At 66.1% G+C, this 15,652-nt stretch carries 16 protein-coding genes; 7 read left to right on the forward strand and 9 right to left on the reverse strand.

Going from position 1 to position 15,652, the window contains the following annotated elements:
* Positions 1-56 precede the first annotated feature (56 nt).
* The 4 genes from IP91_RS22320 to IP91_RS22335 form a co-directional block, all read right to left on the reverse strand.
* Positions 57-479 (reverse strand): PaaI family thioesterase, encoded by a 423-nt coding sequence (locus tag IP91_RS22320; protein ID WP_145652112.1) that lies wholly within the window; start codon positions 477-479, stop codon positions 57-59.
* A 78-nt stretch (positions 480-557) separates the two neighbouring features.
* Positions 558-1,481 carry an ABC transporter permease gene (locus tag IP91_RS22325; protein WP_145652114.1) on the reverse strand — a complete coding sequence of 308 codons (924 nt, stop codon included), beginning with the start codon at positions 1,479-1,481 and terminating at the stop codon, positions 558-560.
* The gene (locus tag IP91_RS22330) at positions 1,478-2,584 is read right to left on the reverse strand and encodes an ABC transporter permease (protein ID WP_145652116.1); all 1,107 of its coding nucleotides are present in this window, start codon (positions 2,582-2,584) and stop codon (positions 1,478-1,480) included. Before IP91_RS22330 ends, IP91_RS22325 begins: the two co-directional genes overlap by 4 nt.
* Positions 2,571-4,163, reverse strand: coding sequence for an ABC transporter ATP-binding protein (locus IP91_RS22335; RefSeq protein WP_145652118.1), 1,593 nt, complete (start codon positions 4,161-4,163; stop codon positions 2,571-2,573). The genes IP91_RS22330 and IP91_RS22335 overlap by 14 nt, the downstream gene beginning before the upstream one ends.
* A 264-nt stretch (positions 4,164-4,427) precedes the next feature.
* Here IP91_RS22335 and IP91_RS22340 point away from each other — a divergent pair, with 264 nt between their 5' ends.
* The 7 genes from IP91_RS22340 to IP91_RS22370 all read left to right on the forward strand — a co-directional run bounded on the left by IP91_RS22340 (position 4,428) and on the right by IP91_RS22370 (position 10,428).
* Positions 4,428-5,180 (forward strand): GntR family transcriptional regulator, encoded by a 753-nt coding sequence (locus IP91_RS22340; RefSeq protein ID WP_145652120.1) that lies wholly within the window; start codon positions 4,428-4,430, stop codon positions 5,178-5,180.
* A 240-nt stretch (positions 5,181-5,420) separates the two neighbouring features.
* Positions 5,421-6,272 carry an outer envelope protein gene (locus IP91_RS22345; RefSeq protein ID WP_145652122.1) on the forward strand — a complete coding sequence of 284 codons (852 nt, stop codon included), beginning with the start codon at positions 5,421-5,423 and terminating at the stop codon, positions 6,270-6,272.
* Between the two features lie 16 nt (positions 6,273-6,288).
* Entirely contained in the window at positions 6,289-7,368 is a 1,080-nt protein-coding gene (locus IP91_RS22350) for a BMP family ABC transporter substrate-binding protein (RefSeq protein ID WP_145652124.1), read from the forward strand.
* A gap of 55 nt (positions 7,369-7,423) precedes the next feature.
* Positions 7,424-8,839 carry an 8-oxoguanine deaminase gene (locus tag IP91_RS22355; RefSeq protein ID WP_145652126.1) on the forward strand — a complete coding sequence of 472 codons (1,416 nt, stop codon included), beginning with the start codon at positions 7,424-7,426 and terminating at the stop codon, positions 8,837-8,839.
* A 50-nt stretch (positions 8,840-8,889) separates the two neighbouring features.
* Positions 8,890-9,369: a nucleoside deaminase gene (locus IP91_RS22360; RefSeq protein ID WP_145652127.1), complete on the forward strand. Its 480-nt coding sequence runs from the start codon at positions 8,890-8,892 to the stop codon at positions 9,367-9,369.
* 190 nt (positions 9,370-9,559) lie between these two features.
* Positions 9,560-9,937 (forward strand): hypothetical protein, encoded by a 378-nt coding sequence (locus IP91_RS22365; RefSeq protein ID WP_229474833.1) that lies wholly within the window; start codon positions 9,560-9,562, stop codon positions 9,935-9,937.
* A gap of 77 nt (positions 9,938-10,014) precedes the next feature.
* Complete coding sequence (locus tag IP91_RS22370; protein WP_145652129.1) at positions 10,015-10,428, forward strand: lysozyme inhibitor LprI family protein; 414 nt, start codon at positions 10,015-10,017, stop codon at positions 10,426-10,428.
* Positions 10,429-10,454: 26 nt separating this feature from the next.
* Here IP91_RS22370 and IP91_RS22375 read toward each other — a convergent pair whose 3' ends face one another.
* The 5 genes from IP91_RS22375 to IP91_RS22395 form a co-directional block, all read right to left on the reverse strand.
* Positions 10,455-11,117, reverse strand: coding sequence for a uracil-DNA glycosylase (locus IP91_RS22375; RefSeq protein WP_145652131.1), 663 nt, complete (start codon positions 11,115-11,117; stop codon positions 10,455-10,457).
* 70 nt (positions 11,118-11,187) lie between these two features.
* Positions 11,188-12,174, reverse strand: a complete 987-nt coding sequence (gene lipA / locus IP91_RS22380; protein ID WP_145652133.1) for a lipoyl synthase — start codon at positions 12,172-12,174, stop codon at positions 11,188-11,190.
* Positions 12,175-12,192: 18 nt separating this feature from the next.
* The gene (gene lipB, locus IP91_RS22385) at positions 12,193-12,882 is read right to left on the reverse strand and encodes a lipoyl(octanoyl) transferase LipB (RefSeq protein WP_145652135.1); all 690 of its coding nucleotides are present in this window, start codon (positions 12,880-12,882) and stop codon (positions 12,193-12,195) included.
* Positions 12,883-12,965: 83 nt separating this feature from the next.
* Entirely contained in the window at positions 12,966-13,241 is a 276-nt protein-coding gene (locus IP91_RS22390) for a DUF493 family protein (protein WP_145652137.1), read from the reverse strand.
* Between the two features lie 308 nt (positions 13,242-13,549).
* Complete coding sequence (locus IP91_RS22395) at positions 13,550-15,652, reverse strand: DUF6600 domain-containing protein (RefSeq protein WP_199754712.1); 2,103 nt, start codon at positions 15,650-15,652, stop codon at positions 13,550-13,552.

The following is a 15,652-nucleotide window of genomic DNA, read 5'->3' on the forward strand; positions in this document are numbered from 1 at the left end:
GCCACGATCCCCGCGGCGATGATGGCCAGGCTGGCGTAGAGCATCCTGCACCTCCGCTACTTCGGGTACAGCACCATCTGCGTGCAGCGGAACAGCGCAATGGTCTTGCCGTTCGCCTTGTTGCTGACGGTGGCATCCCACACCTGCGTCGTCTTCCCCATGTGGGCCGCCTTGGCGGTGACGGCGATGGTGCCGTCGCGCGCGGTGCCGAGATGGTTCGACTTCAGTTCGATGGTGGTGAAGTTCTCGGCACCTTCCGGCAGGCTCGTGAAGCAGCCGTAGCCGCAGGCCGTTTCGGCCAGCGTCACCACCGTGCCGGCATGCAGGAAGCCATTCGGTGCCAGGTGATGCTTCTGGATGTCGATCTCGGCGGAGAGCTCGCCGTGCGCGGCGGCCGTGAAGCGGATCCCCATGTGGTCGGGCAGCGTGCCGTTGGCGCGGCTGTTGAAGCGTGCTAGTTTTTGCTGGATGTCGTCCATCTCTGTCCCCTGGTGAATGCCGCATCATAGACCAGGGAACGGCACTGCGCGCCGAGTGACTCTTTTAAAGCGGAACCCTCAATCCGCCTTGAAGTTCTGCCCCAGCGACATGGGCTTGTTCAGCAGGATCGTCTTCGGATCGCGGCAGATGATCACCAGGATCACGATGGTGGCGAGGTACGGCAGCATCGCCAGGAACTGCGACGGCACGTCGATGCCCATGCCCTGGCCGTGGAACTGCAGCACCGTCACGCCGCCGAACAGATAGGCGCCGACGACCAGGCCGCGCGGCTTCCACGTGGCGAACACCACCTGCGCCAGCGCGATCCAGCCGCGGCCCGCCACCATGCCCTCGACCCACATCGGCGTGAGTGCCAGCGACATGTAGGCACCGCCCACGCCGGCCATCGCACCGCCGAACAGCACGCAGGCGTAGCGCAGCTTGACGACGGACATGCCGATCGCATGGGCGCTGTGCGGCGCTTCGCCCACGGCGCGGATCTGCAGGCCGAGGCGGGTGCGCGCCAGCAGGTAGCCGATGGCCGCCACGAGGATCAGCGACAGGTAGACGATGCTGTCGAAGCGGAACAGCAGCGGCCCGAGGAAGGGGATGTCGGACAGCACGGGGAACGACAGCCGCGCGATCGGCGCCACCGTCTGGCCCACCAGGTCGCGGCCCAGGAAGGCGGACAGGCCCGTGCCGAACAGGGTCAGCGCCAGCCCCGTCGCCACCTGGTTGGTTTGCAGCGTCAGCACGAGGAAGCCGAAGATCAGCGACATTGCCACGCCGGCGGCCAGCGCCGCGAGCAGGCCGATCGTGAGCGAACCGGTGCGCAGCGTGGCGCTAAAGCCGGCCACGGCACCGACCAGCATGATGCCCTCCAGGCCCAGGTTCAATACGCCGGAGCGCTCGGCCACCAGCTCGCCGGACGAGGCCAGCACCAGCGGCGTGGCGGCACCGGCGGTGCTGGCCAGGAAGGCGATGACGTACTCGGTATTCATGCGGCGATCTCCGTGGATTCGGTCGTAACGGGTGGCAGGGGTACAACCGGCGTGCGCGGCTTGAAGCGGTAATGGATGAACAGGTCGGCGGCCAGCAGGTAGAACAGCAGCAGGCCCTGGAACAGTCCCGTGATGGCGGACGGCAGTTGCAGCTCCATCTGCGCCGCCTCGCCGCCGATGTACAGCAGCGACATCAGCAGCGATGCCAGCAGCACGCCCAGCGGATGCAGGCGGCCCACGTAGGCGACGATGATGGCGGCAAAGCCGTAGCCGGGCGAGACGGATGGCTGCAGCTGGCCCAAGGGTCCCGCCACTTCACCGACACCGGCCAGGCCGGCCATGCCGCCGCTGACGAGGAAGGCCAGCCACACGTTCTTCGGTGCGGAAAAGCCGGCGTACAGCGCGGCGGCCGGCGCGATGCCGCTGACCTGCATGCGGTAGCCGGCAAAGGTATGGCGGCAGAAGAACCACGCCAGCGCCACGCCGGCCAGCGACAGCAGGAACGCCGCATTCACGCGCAGCCCTTCCACCAGCAGCGGCAAGGTGGCCGAGTCGCCGAACATGATCGACTGCGGGAAGTTGTAGCCGGCCGGGTCGCGCAGCGGGCCGTGCACCAGGTAGCTGAGGAACAGGTAGGCGATGTACACCAGCATCAGGCTGGTGAGGATCTCGCTCGTGTTGAAGCGCGTGCGCAGAAGCGCGGGAATCGCCGCCCACGCCATGCCGCCCAGCGCGCCGGCCAGCAGCATCAATGGCAGCACCCACGGCGCCTCGACGCCCTCGAAATACACGGCCACGCAGCCGGCCGCGATGGCGCCCATCGTCAGCTGGCCGTCGGCGCCGATATTGTGCACGTCGGCGCGGAAACCGATGGCGAGACCGATGCCGCACAGGATCAGCGGCGTGGCCTTCAGCAGCAGTTCGCCGACACCGTACAGCGTGGTGGCCGGCTTGATGAAGTACACGTAGAACGCATGCAGCGGCTCGTGGCCGAGGAACAGGAACAGCATCGAGCCCGTGACGAGCATCGCCACCGCCGCGATCAGCGGCGAGGCGAGCATCATCGCGCGCGAGGGTGCGGGGCGGGCTTCAAGCCGGGACATGGGAGCTTCCTTCTTCAATGGTCGTACCGTGGGCGGCGCCGAAGTCGCCGCTCATCCACACGCCGATCTGGTTGATCGTCGCTTCCTTCGTCGGGATGGTGCGCGACAGGCGCCCCTGCGCCAGCACGGCGATGCGGTCGCACATCATGAACAGCTCATCGAGCTCCTCGGAGATCACGAGCACGGCAACGCCCTGGTCGCGCAGGTCGATGATGGCCTGGCGGATCAGCATGGCCGCGCCGATGTCGACGCCCCAGGTGGGCTGGGCCAGCACCATCACCTTCGGCGCCAGGCCGATCTCGCGGCCGACGATGAACTTCTGCAGGTTGCCCCCCGATAGGCTGGTGGCCAGCGCACCGGCGCCGCCGCATTTCACCTTGAAGCGGGCGATGACGCCGTCGGCAAAGGCGCGGATCGCGCCACGCTTGACGAGCCCCTTGTTCACCATGCCGGTGGCACCGGCCAGGTAGCCCGTCAGCAGCGCGTTATCGGCCAGCGACATGGCCGGCACGGCGCCGCGGCCCAGCCGTTCTTCCGGCACGAAGCCCAGGCCCAGCGTGCGCCGCGCCGCGGCGTTCAGGCGGCCGGCCGGCTGGCCGAGCAGGCGGATGCCCTTTGCCTCCCGCAGCGGCAGTTCGCCGGAGATGGCTTTCATGAGTTCCTGCTGGCCGTTGCCGGATACGCCTGCCAGGCCGACGATCTCGCCGGCCCGCACGTCCAAGGTGATGCCCTGCAGGTTGGTGCCGAAGGGATCGGGGCTGGCCACGGTCAGGCCCTCCAGCGCCAGCAGCACGTCGCCCGGCACGCGCGGTGCCAGCGTGCAGGTGGGCAGGTCGCCGCCGATCATCAGTTCGGCCAGCGCATGAGCCGTCTGCGTCTTCGGCGTGGCGGTGCCGGAAACGCGGCCGGCGCGCAGCACGGTGGCCTTGTCGCACAGCGACTGGATCTCGTCGAGCTTGTGGCTGATGTACAGGATGCTCATGCCTTCCGCCGCCAGCTGGCGCAGCGACACGAACAGCTTCTGCACCGCATCCGGCGTGAGCACGGAGGTGGGTTCGTCCATGATCAGCAGGCGCGGGGACTGCAGCAGGCAGCGCACGATCTCCACGCGCTGCCGCTCGCCGACGGACATGCTGTGCACGCGCCGTGCCGGATCGAGGGGCAGGCCATAGCGCTCCGACACTTCGCGGATGCGCGGGGCCAGTGCCGCCGGCGTGATCTTCTCGTCCAGTGCCAGCGCGATGTTTTCGGCCACCGTCAAGGTCTCGAACAGCGCGAAGTGCTGGAACACCATGCCGATGCCGAGGCGGCGCGCGGCGGCCGGCGAAGGGATCGTCACCTGCCGGCCTTCCCACACGATCTCGCCCGCATCGGGCCGCGTGACGCCGTAGATCATCTTCATCAGGGTGCTCTTGCCGGCGCCGTTCTCGCCCAGCACTGCGTGGATCTCGCCCGGCAGCACCGTGAGGTCGACCCGGTCGTTGGCCACGACGGCCGGGTAGATCTTCGAGATCCCCAGCAGCTGCAGCCGCGGTTCGATCTTCGTGCGCCCGGGCGGCGGTGACTGTGCTTCGCTCATCTGCGGCTCCTCGTTGATGTCCACGATCCTTGTGCAAGTTATATGCCATCGTCTGACGCCCTCCACGCATCATTTCTGCCCCAGGTTGTATACAACTTGCACCATGAAGTGTGCACGGGCTCACCAGGAACGGGCATGCATGCTTCTTCTTTACAGATGTATCGAGCCATGCGGGTTCCCGCAAGTGCCGTGCACGATTCCTGCTTAGCAGGAGAATGCGCGCGGCAGATCCCGCGCGCCATCAACATCGAGTGGAGAGTTTCAATGCCAAAGAAGACCCCTGCGGAACGCCCACCCGGCCGCCGCACGCCGGCCGCGCACCCTGCGGCCGGCACCAGCAAGCGTGGCGAGACGGCTGTCGACCTGCGCATCCACGGCGCCGTGGTGAATGCCGTGATGAGCCACCGCCTGCCGCCCGGCACGCGCCTGGGCGAAGCGGAGTTCTGCGAGCTCTATCAGGTGAGCCGCACCACCGTGCGCAAGGCCCTGCAGCGGCTGGCGCACGACCATATCGTGGTGCTGCGGCCGAACCGCGGCGCCGTCGTTGCCTCCCCCTCGCCCGAGGAAGCGCGCGACGTGTTTGCCGCGCGCCGGGCGCTGGAACGGGAGATCGTGCCGCTGGTGATCAGGAATGTCACGCCTTCCTCGCTGAAGCGCATTCGCGCGGCCATCGATGCGGAAGAGCAGGCGCGCACCAGCGGCGACCGCGCGGCATGGATCCGGCTGGGCGGCGAGTTCCACCTGCTGCTGGCCGAACTGGCCGGCAATGCGGTGCTGCAGCGTTTCATGATGGAGCTGATCTCGCGCTCGTCGCTGATCATCGCCGTGTATGAGAACCCGGGCGCGCCGATGTGCGGCAACCACGATCACAACGAGCTGCTGGGCTTCATCGAGAGCGGCAACATCAAGGCGGCAACGAAGCTGATCGAACATCACCTGGCCGATATCGAGGACCGCCTGCACCTCGGCGCGCCGGAGCGCAAGCTCAGTCTCGCGGAAGCGTTGTCAGGCGGCTGACGAATGCACGTCCCTGCAGATTGGATACAAACTTCATGCCGATCGTGTGCATACTGCACCGGCAGCGCGCACACGCACGGGCACGGCGTACCGCGGTGGTGCGACGAGAGAGAGGCCGGCATGTCTTCCCATAGCAGGAGCCGGGGTGGCCCGGTCCTTGCTAAAGGTTATGACGTCATTGCATGCAAGCGCGCGGCACATTGGATGCAATCGAACCCTCCCACACTCATAGGATCTCGCATGAAGAACTTCCGCTCCGCTGCCTTCCTCCTCCTTGCTGCCAGCTGTGCCGGCGCCGTGCATGCCGCCGACTGGAGCGACACGTCGCTGAGCTACCGCTACGGCGAGAAGTTCTCCGAACCCTACAACGGCGAGGACATCACCAAGCACATCCTGAACTTCAGCCATGTCAGCGGCTACAAGTACGGCAAGAACTTCTTCAGCATCGACTACCTGATCTCCGACAAGATGGATCCCTCCGCGGTCGGTGCCCGCGACGGTGCGCACGAGGCCTATGCGGTGTACCGCCACACGCTCGACCTGGGCAAGATCATGGACCGGAACCTGGCGTTCGGTCCCGTGCGCGGCGTGGGCATCACGGCCGGCTTCGACATCAACAGCAAGACGGATGCCGGCTACAACTCGAAGAAGCGCATGCTCGTCGCCGGTCCCACGCTGATGTTCGACGTGCCCGGCTTCCTCGATGTGAGCGCGCTGGTCCTCAGCGAGAGCAACGCCCCCTTCAACGGCTTCACGCAAACCTCCACGTCGCGCTACCGCTACGACACGCACGGCATGCTGACGGCCGCCTGGGGCATCCCGTTCACGCTGGGCATTCCGCTGTCGTTCGAAGGCTTCGCCAACTACATCGGCACCAAGGGCAAGAACGAATTCGGCGGGCCGACGGCGGTCGAGATCAACGTCGACATGCAGATCATGTACGACGTGAGCGCGCTGGTGAACGCACCGAAGAACACCTTCAAGCTGGGCGTCGAGTACCAGTACTGGAAGAACAAGTTCGGCAACCCGGAGCGCGTGTCGCCGGGCGCCACCGCGCGTACCCCGATGGTGCGCGCCGAATACCACTTCTAACCTGAAAGAGGACCCCATGAACCGTCGCAATCTGCTCGCAGTCACCCTGTCCGCCCTGCTGGGCGCCGCCGCATCTGTTCCGGCCCACGCTGCCGAACCGATGAAGGTGGGCTTCGTCTACATCGGCCCCGTCGGCGATGCCGGCTGGACCTATGCGCACGAACAGGGCCGCCTCGAAATGGAGAAGGCGCTGGGCGGCAAGGTGAAGTCCACCTTCGTGGAAAACGTGCCGGAAGGCGCCGACTCGGAACGCGTGATCCGCAAGCTGGCCGCGGACGGCAACAAGCTGATCTTCACCACCTCGTTCGGCTACATGAACGCGACCGAGAAGGTGGCCAAGGCCTACCCGAACGTGGTGTTCCAGCACGCCACCGGCTTCAAGACATCGAAGAACATGGGCGCGTATGAATCGCGCCTGTTCGAAGGCTCCTACCTGCAGGGCATCATCGCCGGCAAGATGACGAAGACGAACACGATCGGCATGGTCGGCTCGTTCCCCGTACCGGAGGTGATCCGCAACATCAACGCGTTCACGCTGGGCGCGCAGAGCGTGAACCCGAAGATCAAGACGAAGGTCATCTGGGTGAGCAGCTGGTATGACCCGGCCAAGGAACGCCAGGCCGCCGAGACGCTGATCGCGCAGGGCGCGGACGTACTGACGCAGAACACCGATTCCCCGGCCACGCTGCAGGTGGCGCAGGAAAAGGGCAAGTTCGCGTTCGGCTGGGATTCGGACATGCAGCGCTTCGCACCGAAAGCCCACCTGACGGCCAGCACCAACCAGTGGGGCGGCTACTACACGGAAGTGGCGAAGGCCGTCATGGCCGGTACCTGGAAGACGGGCCACGTGCACGGTGGCCTGAAGGAAGGCATGGTGAAGATGTCGCCATTGAACCCGGCCGTGCCGGCCGATGCGGCCAAGCTGTTCAACGACAAGAAGGCCGCGTTTGCCGCCGGTACGGCCGTGCCGTTCACGGGGCCGATCAAGGACCAGTCGGGCGCCATCAAGGTGGCCGCCGGCCAGCAGATGCCGCTCAAGGACCTGATGTCGATGAACTTCTACGTGCAGGGCGTGGAAGGCAGCATCCCGAAGTAAGCCTTTCATGAAGTACGCGGGACCGTGCGCGGTCCCGTTTTTTTTTTGCGATGCCATGACTGAAAAACGCCTATACCTGCGCCATGCGGACGTGCTGGCCACCGTCGATCCGCAGGGCCGCGAGATCGCCGACGGCGCGCTGCTCACCGACGGTCCGCGCATCCTGAAGATCGGCACGACGGCCGAGCTGGATGCGTGGATCGCGGCCGATCCGACCCGTGCACCCACGCGCACGATCGACCTGCGCGGCTGCGTCGTCACGCCCGGCCTGGTGAACTGCCACCACCATATGTACCAGTCGCTCACACGCGCGATCGGCACGGGCCGCGGCCTGAAGCTGTTCGACTGGCTGAAGATGCTGTACCGCGTGTGGGCCGGCCTGACGCCCGACGGCGTGCGGGTCAGCACGCGCACCGCGCTGGCCGAGCTGCTGCTGTCCGGCGCCACCACGGTCGCCGATCACCTGTACCTGTTCCCGAACGGCTGCCGTCTCGACGACGAGATCGATGCGGCCATCGGCATGGGCGTGCGCTTCCATCCCACGCGCGGCAGCATGAGCGTGGGCGAATCGGCCGGCGGCCTGCCGCCCGACACGCTCGTGGAACGGGAGGACTTCATCCTGGCCGACTCGCAGCGGCTCATCGAGCGCTGGCACGATCCGGAACCGCTGTCGATGCTGCGCATGGGCCTCGCGCCGTGTTCGCCGTTCAGCGTGAGCACGGACCTGATGCGGCAGTCGGCCGTGCTGGCGCGCAGCTACCGCCGCGTAGGCCTGCACACGCACCTGGCCGAGACGCTGGACGAGGACCGCTACTGCCGCGAGCTGTTCGGCATGGGCCCGCTGGCGTATGCCGAATCGGTCGGCTGGCTGGGGCCCGACGTCTGGTTCGCCCACATGGTGCATCCCGGTGCGGACGGTATCGCGAAGATGGCCCACACCTGCTCCGGCGTCTGCCACTGCCCGAGCAGCAATATGATCCTGGCCTCCGGCATTGCACCGGTGCGCGAGATGATCGATGCCGGCGTGCGCGTCGGCCTCGGTGTCGACGGCTCGGCCAGCAACGACGGCAACCACATGCTGGGCGAGGTGCGCCAGGCGATGCTGCTGCAGCGCGTGGGCTGGCCCGGCTTCGAGTCCGATGCTTCCCGCTTCTCCGCGCGCGAAGCCCTGAAGCTGGCCACGCTGGGCGGCGCCCGCACGCTGGGCCGCGCGGACGATATCGGCAGCCTGGAAGAAGGCAAAGCCGCCGACATCGTCGCGTTCCGTGTCGATGGCCTCGCCCATGCGGGTGGCCAGGGCGATGCGCTCGCCGCGCTGCTGACCTGTGCGCCGGCCGGTGCCTGGCTATCGGTGATCAATGGCCGCGTCGTCGTCGAGGATGCGCAGCTGGTCGGCGTGGACCTGCCGGCGCTCGTGCACGAACATAACGCGGTCAGCCGCCAGCTGCTGGTCAAGGCCGGCCTGGCGTAATGCATTCCCGGAGCCTGGCGCTCCGGACACACCTACCTGAAGAGAACCCCATGTCCCAACCCACCGAACGCGATCACCAGTTCCTCACCGACGTCCTCGCACTGGCCCAGCGCTCGCGCGACGAAGGCCACCATCCCTTCGCCGCGATCATCGCCGATGCCGATGGCCGCATCCTCGCGCAGGCGATGAACGCCTCGAGCAGCGACCGCACCGCGCACGCCGAAATGAACGCGCTGCGCCAGGCATCAATGCAATACAGCCCCGAGCAGCTGGCCGGCGCGACGATGTACACCAACGCCGAACCCTGCGCGATGTGTTCGGGCGGCACCTACTGGAGCGGCGTGGGGCGGGTGGTGTATGCGATGTCCGAAAAAAGCCTGCTGGAGCTGACCGGCAGCGATCCGGAAAACCCGACCTTGTCGCTGCCGTGCCGCGACGTGTTCGCCGCCGGGCAGCGGCCGACCGAAGTCATCGGACCGCTGCGCGAGGAGGAGGCGCGCAAGGCGCATGAGGGGTTCTGGAGGAAGTGAGCGGCGGTTCCTGATGGCGGGTTTTCGCCGGGACGCAAGACAGCGAGGTGTTTATTGCCGTTGACGCTCACCGGCTGCTTGACACCACACAATCGACAGGATTTTCAACCCAGCACAATGACCCTTCCCACTTTGGCGGAGGGTCTCATGGCCATGCAAATGAATGTCCACATGCTGCTCCGGAGTTGACATGCGAATGCCACTATTCATGCTGATCTGGGGTGCGATGGGCGTTTGGCCATCCATGCAAGCGAGGGAAAGCACCGTCGCCTATAGGCCACTGCAAGCAACCTACTCGATTTATGCAGGAGAAGTTCCTGAACGAAAACCACCGACAGATAGTGATCGCAAGCTTGCAATTGCTATTGATGGAAAATCCGCAAAGGATATCTTTGAATCAATTGGACCGGACGTGCATCCAACGTGCAGTGAACAAGCGGGCAATCGCGACCGTCGCAAGGGGAATCTGATGTGTACATACAATGCGCACGGTCCAGCGCAAGGCTACCGTTGCTGGATCGGCGTGAACTTGAAGACCGGTACGAGTATCCCTGCCATCACATGCTAACTCAAGGCAAGCAAAAGGTCGTTCTTCGCTCTGCGGTACTGTGGCGAAGGCCGATTCTTGTGATGGTCTAGTTTGCCATGACACTTGCAGCCCGAGCGGACGGTCTGTCAACCCGGCGCCATGCCGTCGATCCGGCAATGGATGTGATGGCGCAGTGCGACGAGTTTTCCCAAGCAGCCATACGCGCCTGCCTGACCCGGAAGGCTGACGAGAGCTCGAAAGCCCTGGCGGCCGCAGAAAAAAAATTCGCTGCGGCCCTGCAGCAGTGGGATGAGGAACCGAAATACATTACGCAATCGCTAGCAAGACTTCAGGCGTCACGCAAGGCATTTCACACGTACAGGAAAGCGCATTGCGGCTTCGTCTCGTCACTTGGCGGTGGTGCGATTCTGAATGCACTGGAATTGCGGCGACTGTCGTGCGAGTTTGCCTTGAACACGGAACGGACGCGATATCTGCAAAGCCTGGAGCGAAGGTTCGTTGCCCGCTGACTAACGGCTCCCTGACAGGCGGACTTTCACCCCCACGCGATCGGCGCCTGCCCGTTCGCCTGCAAATACGCATTCGCCTTTGAAAACGGCTTGCTGCCAAAGAAGCCCTTGTGCGCAGCGAAAGGCGACGGGTGCGGCGAAGTGAGCACCAGGTGCTTCGTCGTGTCGATCAGCTCCTTCTTCTTGATCGCGTAGGCGCCCCACAGGATGAACACGAGGTGCTCGCGCTCCTCCGACAGCGTGCGGATCGCGCTGTCCGTGAACGTTTCCCAGCCCTTGCCCGCGTGCGAGCCGGCTTCGCGGGCGCGCACCGTCAGCACGGCGTTCAGCAGGAACACGCCCTGCTCCGCCCAGTCCGACAGATCGGTCTGCGTGCGCTGCACGCCGGTGTCGCTGGCCAGCTCCTTGAAGATGTTCTGCAGGCTGGGCTGGGCGCGGTTGCCGTCCGGGACAGAGAAGCAGAAGCCCATCGCCGCGCCGGGCGTGTGGTACGGGTCCTGGCCCAGGATCACGACTTTGACCTTGTCGAATGGCGTGAGGTCGAACGCGCGGAAAATCTGCTTGCCGGGCGGGCAGCACTGGGCGGCAGCATATTCGGCGCGCACGAAGTCGGTAAGCTCGGTCCAGTAGGGCTTGTCGAACTCGGCTTGCAGGTGGGACTTCCAGGAGGCTTCGATATGGACGGTCATGGTGGGGACAGATGTGAAAACGGCGGCATCGCAGCCGCCGTAACGAGACAGATTTCTGATGAGCTTAGAATCAAACGGCCTGCAGCAGATCGTGCGCCTGCACGTCGGCGTGGTACGAGCTGCGCACCATCGCGCCCACGGCGGCGTGGCCGAAGCCCATCTTGTACGCTTCTTCCTCGAACATCTTGAACACGTCCGGATGCACGTAGCGGCGTACCGGCAGGTGGCTGTTCGATGGCGCCAGGTACTGGCCGATCGTCAGCATGTCGATGTCGTGCTCGCGCATGTCGCGCATCACCTGCAGGATCTCCTCGTCCGTTTCGCCCAGGCCGACCATCAGGCCGGACTTGGTCTTCACGTTCGGGTACATGGCCTTGAAGTCCTTCAGCAGCTTCAGCGAGTGCAGGTAGTCCGCGCCGGGGCGGGCTTCCTTGTACAGGCGCGGCACCGTTTCCAGGTTGTGGTTCATCACGTCCGGCAGGCCGTCGGCAAAGATGTTCAGCGCCTTTTCCAGGCGGCCGCGGAAGTCCGGCACCAGCACCTCGATCTGCGTGCGCGGGGACAGCGCCTTCGTCTTCGTGATGCACTCGACGAAGTGGCCGGCACCGCCGTCGCGCAGGTCGTCGCGGTCGACCGAGGTGATCACCACGTACGACAGGCGCAGCTTGGCGATCGTGTTCGCCAGGTTCTGCGGCTCATCGACATCCAGCGGGTCGGGACGGCCGTGGCCCACGTCGCAGAACGGGCAGCGGCGCGTGCACTTGTCGCCCATGATCATGAAGGTGGCCGTGCCCTTGCCGAAGCATTCGCCGATGTTCGGGCAGGACGCTTCCTCGCACACCGTCACCAGCTTGTTCTCGCGCAGGATGTCCTTGATCTCGTAGAAGCGGCTCGATGCCGATGCCGCCTTCACGCGGATCCAGTCCGGCTTCTTCAGGCGCTCCACCTGCTCGATCGGCACGATCTTGATCGGAATGCGCGACGTCTTGTTGGCGCCCTTCTGCTTCTCGCTGGGGTTGTAGGCAACGGCGGTGACAGTGGTGTTCTCGATGGTCATGGTGACTTTTCAAAAAATTTAAGCGGCGGCGGACAGGGCGGCGTCCGCGCTCACGTCGAGCAGGCGGGCCAGTTCGTGGGCCAGCGCCAGCTGCACATCGGCCAGCGGCACGTTGGCGCCCATGCTGCGCATGTCGACCGTTTCCAGGCCGGCGTAGCCGCACGGATTGATCCAGGTGAACGGCGCCAGGTCCATCGCCACGTTCAGCGACACGCCGTGATAGGTGCAGCCGTTGCCGCGCACTTTCAGCCCCAGCGCGGCGATCTTGGCCCCCTTTTTGGGGCCCTCGGCGATGTAGATGCCGGGAGCGCCCTCGATGCGCTCACCCGCGAGATTATACGCCGCCAGCACATTGATGATGGCCTGCTCGATCTTCTGCACGAACTGCCGCGCATACAGCTTGCCGCCCGGCTTGTTGCGGCGCAGGTCCATCAGCAGGTAGATCACGACCTGGCCGGGGCCGTGGAAGGTGACCTCGCCGCCACGGTCCGTCTGCACCACCGGGATCTGCGTGGCGGCGCCCAGCAGGTGGCCGCGGTCCGCGCCCAGGCCCAGCGTATAGACGGGTGCGTGCTCGACGATCCACAGCTCGTCCGGCGTGTCGACGGTGCGCGCATCGGTGAACGCGCGCATGGCGGCGAACGTGGCTTCGTAGTCGGCTGGACCGAGGTGGCGGATGATCGCCGGTTCGGGGCGGGTGGTGGACATGGGACTTCCGGCGGGGCTGCGTTGATCGGAGCCCTGCCATTATACGCGCCGTCTCCGGCGCCTGCTCAAGCGGCGGGCAGTGCCTACAGGACGATCTTGACCATCGGGTGGCCGGACAGCTCGGAGTACAGCGCATCGAGCTGCTCGCGGCTGGTGGCGCGCACCGTCACGGTCAGGCCCGTGTAATTGCCGCCGGACGAAGGACGCACCTCGACCTTGCCTTCATGGAAAGTCGGATCGTGCTTCGTGATGACTTCGACGATCGTGACGGTGAACGCCTCATGCGTCGGGCCCATCACCTTGATCGGAAAGTCGCTCGGGTATTCGATGAGGGACTCTTTCGGAGGGATTGCAGCCATGATGTTTTCCAGTCGGATCGGTAATGAAGCGGTCAATATTGGGTCGGGCTCGCGAATTCACAGTGTTCCGCGGCGCCATCCGTCATTTTAGCCAAATCGCCCCCGGTTGGCAGGTGCAAAAAAAAACCAGCCCGGAGGCTGGCGAAGAACTATTCAGTTGGAGAACCGGAATAGTCGGGACACTTGACACTCTACGGAGTGTACCGGTGCCCTGCTACGGCTTTGTGACAGGCGGTCGGAAAACCGGGATGGACGAGCGATATCCGGGAATGAAAGGGAGCGCCTCCTCCCGCCGCTCGACTCTGCCTTCAACGCTCCCGGCCACCACGATCACCGCGATCCCCACGATCTCCCCGGTCGCCGCGCTCGCCCCGGCCGCCACCCTGCTGTGGCTGTGCCGGCTCGGCGCGTGGTGCGACGACGGGCGCCGGCGCCGGCCGTGGCGCCGCTGTCGGCGCCGGTGTCGCGATCGGTGCCGGTACCGGCGCGGCCCGTGCTGCCTGGGCTTCCTGGCGACGCTGCATGCGCTCCTGCATCATCTCGCGGCGGCGCTCCATCTGCTCGTCGCCGCCGGTCGGCTTCGACATGCCCGTGTACGCGCCCGGGTTCACGGACGGCCGCACGGCAGGCTGCTGCGCGGGCGGCTGGGCCGGCTGCGGTGCCGTCATGATGGGTGCCGGCGTGGCGACAGGCGCGTGGGGACGTTCCTGCTGGTTGCCGCGGAACTGGTTGCGGTCCGGCACGCCATCGTTGTTGCGGTCGCCCCGGCCCATGTTGTCGCGGTTGCGTTCGTTGTTCTGCATTCGGTCGGCGATGCCGTCGCGGTTGCGGTCGATCTGCTGGCGATCGACGATGCCGTCGCGGTTGCGGTCCGGCTGCTGCACCGGATTCGTCGAGATCACGCCCGGGCGGTTCACCTGGCTACTCCCCTGGTTACTCGTTTGCTGGCGGTCGGCAATGCCATCGCGGTTGCGGTCGATCTGCTGGCGGTCGGTCTGCGGATGGTCCGGCACCCCGTCGCGATTGCGGTCCGTGCCGATCACATTCGGGCGGCCCACCTGCTGGCGGTCCGGCATGCCGTCGCGGTTGCGGTCGACCTGCACGCGGTCCGGCATGCCGTCGCGGTTACGGTCCCGGTTGCGGTCGACGTTGTACACGCCGCCCGGCACCACCGGCGTCGCCACCGGCAGGTTGCCCCGGTTCGGTACCACGGTGGCACGCGGCACACTGTTCACCCGCACGGTGCGGCGCTGCTCGAACTGCTCGCGGGGCACGACGGTGATGCCTTCGCGGCGGTCCGGGCCCGGTTTCCAGCGCTCGTTGCCGCGGAAGCGCCAGCCCAGGCGGCGCTCATGGTCGGGGGAGACCTCGTAATGCGGCACGAAACGGTCGCGCGGCGTCAGCGGGTACCAGCCCATGCCGGGACCGCGGTGACGGTTGTTGAAATCGACGGCCCAGCCGGCGCCGCCCACCCAGCCCACCAGCGCGGGCGCCCACACGGGGCGTCCCTCGAAGCGGCCCGGCGACCAGCACCAGCGGTTGTTCACGGTTACCCAGCGGCCATAGTGGAATGGCGCGTAGCCCCACGGCGCGTTGTCGACCCACGTCCAGCCCCACGGATCGACCCAGGCCCAGCGGCCGTCGCGGTACGGTGCCCAGTCGGCGGCGATGCCGCGCGGTGCCCACAAGGGGCCGTATTCGTCGTTGACGGTCCAGCTGCCGTAGTTGTCCAGTTCCTCGTAGCCCGTCACGTCGCTGGGGATGTAACGGGTAGTGATGGAAGCGTCGCCACGGCGGTCGCGTTCCAGCGCCCACGAATCGAAGGAATCCTGCAGGGCCTGCGCGGTGCTCACGTCGTCGCCACGGATGATGGCGCGCTTGCCGGTGCGCAGCGTGAGCGCGGTGCCCGCGCCTTCCAGCCGGGCAGTGCCCATCAGCACGGAGACGGAGGTGGTGTCGGGCGAGCGGTCGGTATCCACGCGCACCATGCCCGGCTCCGTCAGCAGCACGCGGCCCTGGTCGGTGGCCAGCTCGAAGCCGGCCAGCATCTGCGGGTCGCGCACGCGCGCGCTGGCGGCGCCGTGGTTCAGGCGCAGGTGCATCGTTCCTTCGTCCAGCTGGCCGATTTCCAGTTCGCTGTCGCCGTCCAGGCGCACCGCCACCGGCCCCACGCGAAATTCGGTGCGCGCGCCGCGGTCCGTGATGATGCGGTCGCCCTCCTTGACGGGCCAGTTCAGCAGGGAGCCGGTTTCCTCGCCTTCGCCGGATTGCACCGTCACGCGGCCTTCGGTTGCGGAGATACGGCCGACCAGCGAGGGCGGATCGGCCATGGCCAGCGACGACACGGTCACCAGCACGGCCAGTGCGACGAAATGCAGAAGTTTGCGGGAGGAAAAGCGGCGCGGCATCAT

The organism is Pseudoduganella lurida, assembly GCF_007830455.1.
Lineage (GTDB): Bacteria > Pseudomonadota > Gammaproteobacteria > Burkholderiales > Burkholderiaceae_D > Rugamonas > Rugamonas lurida.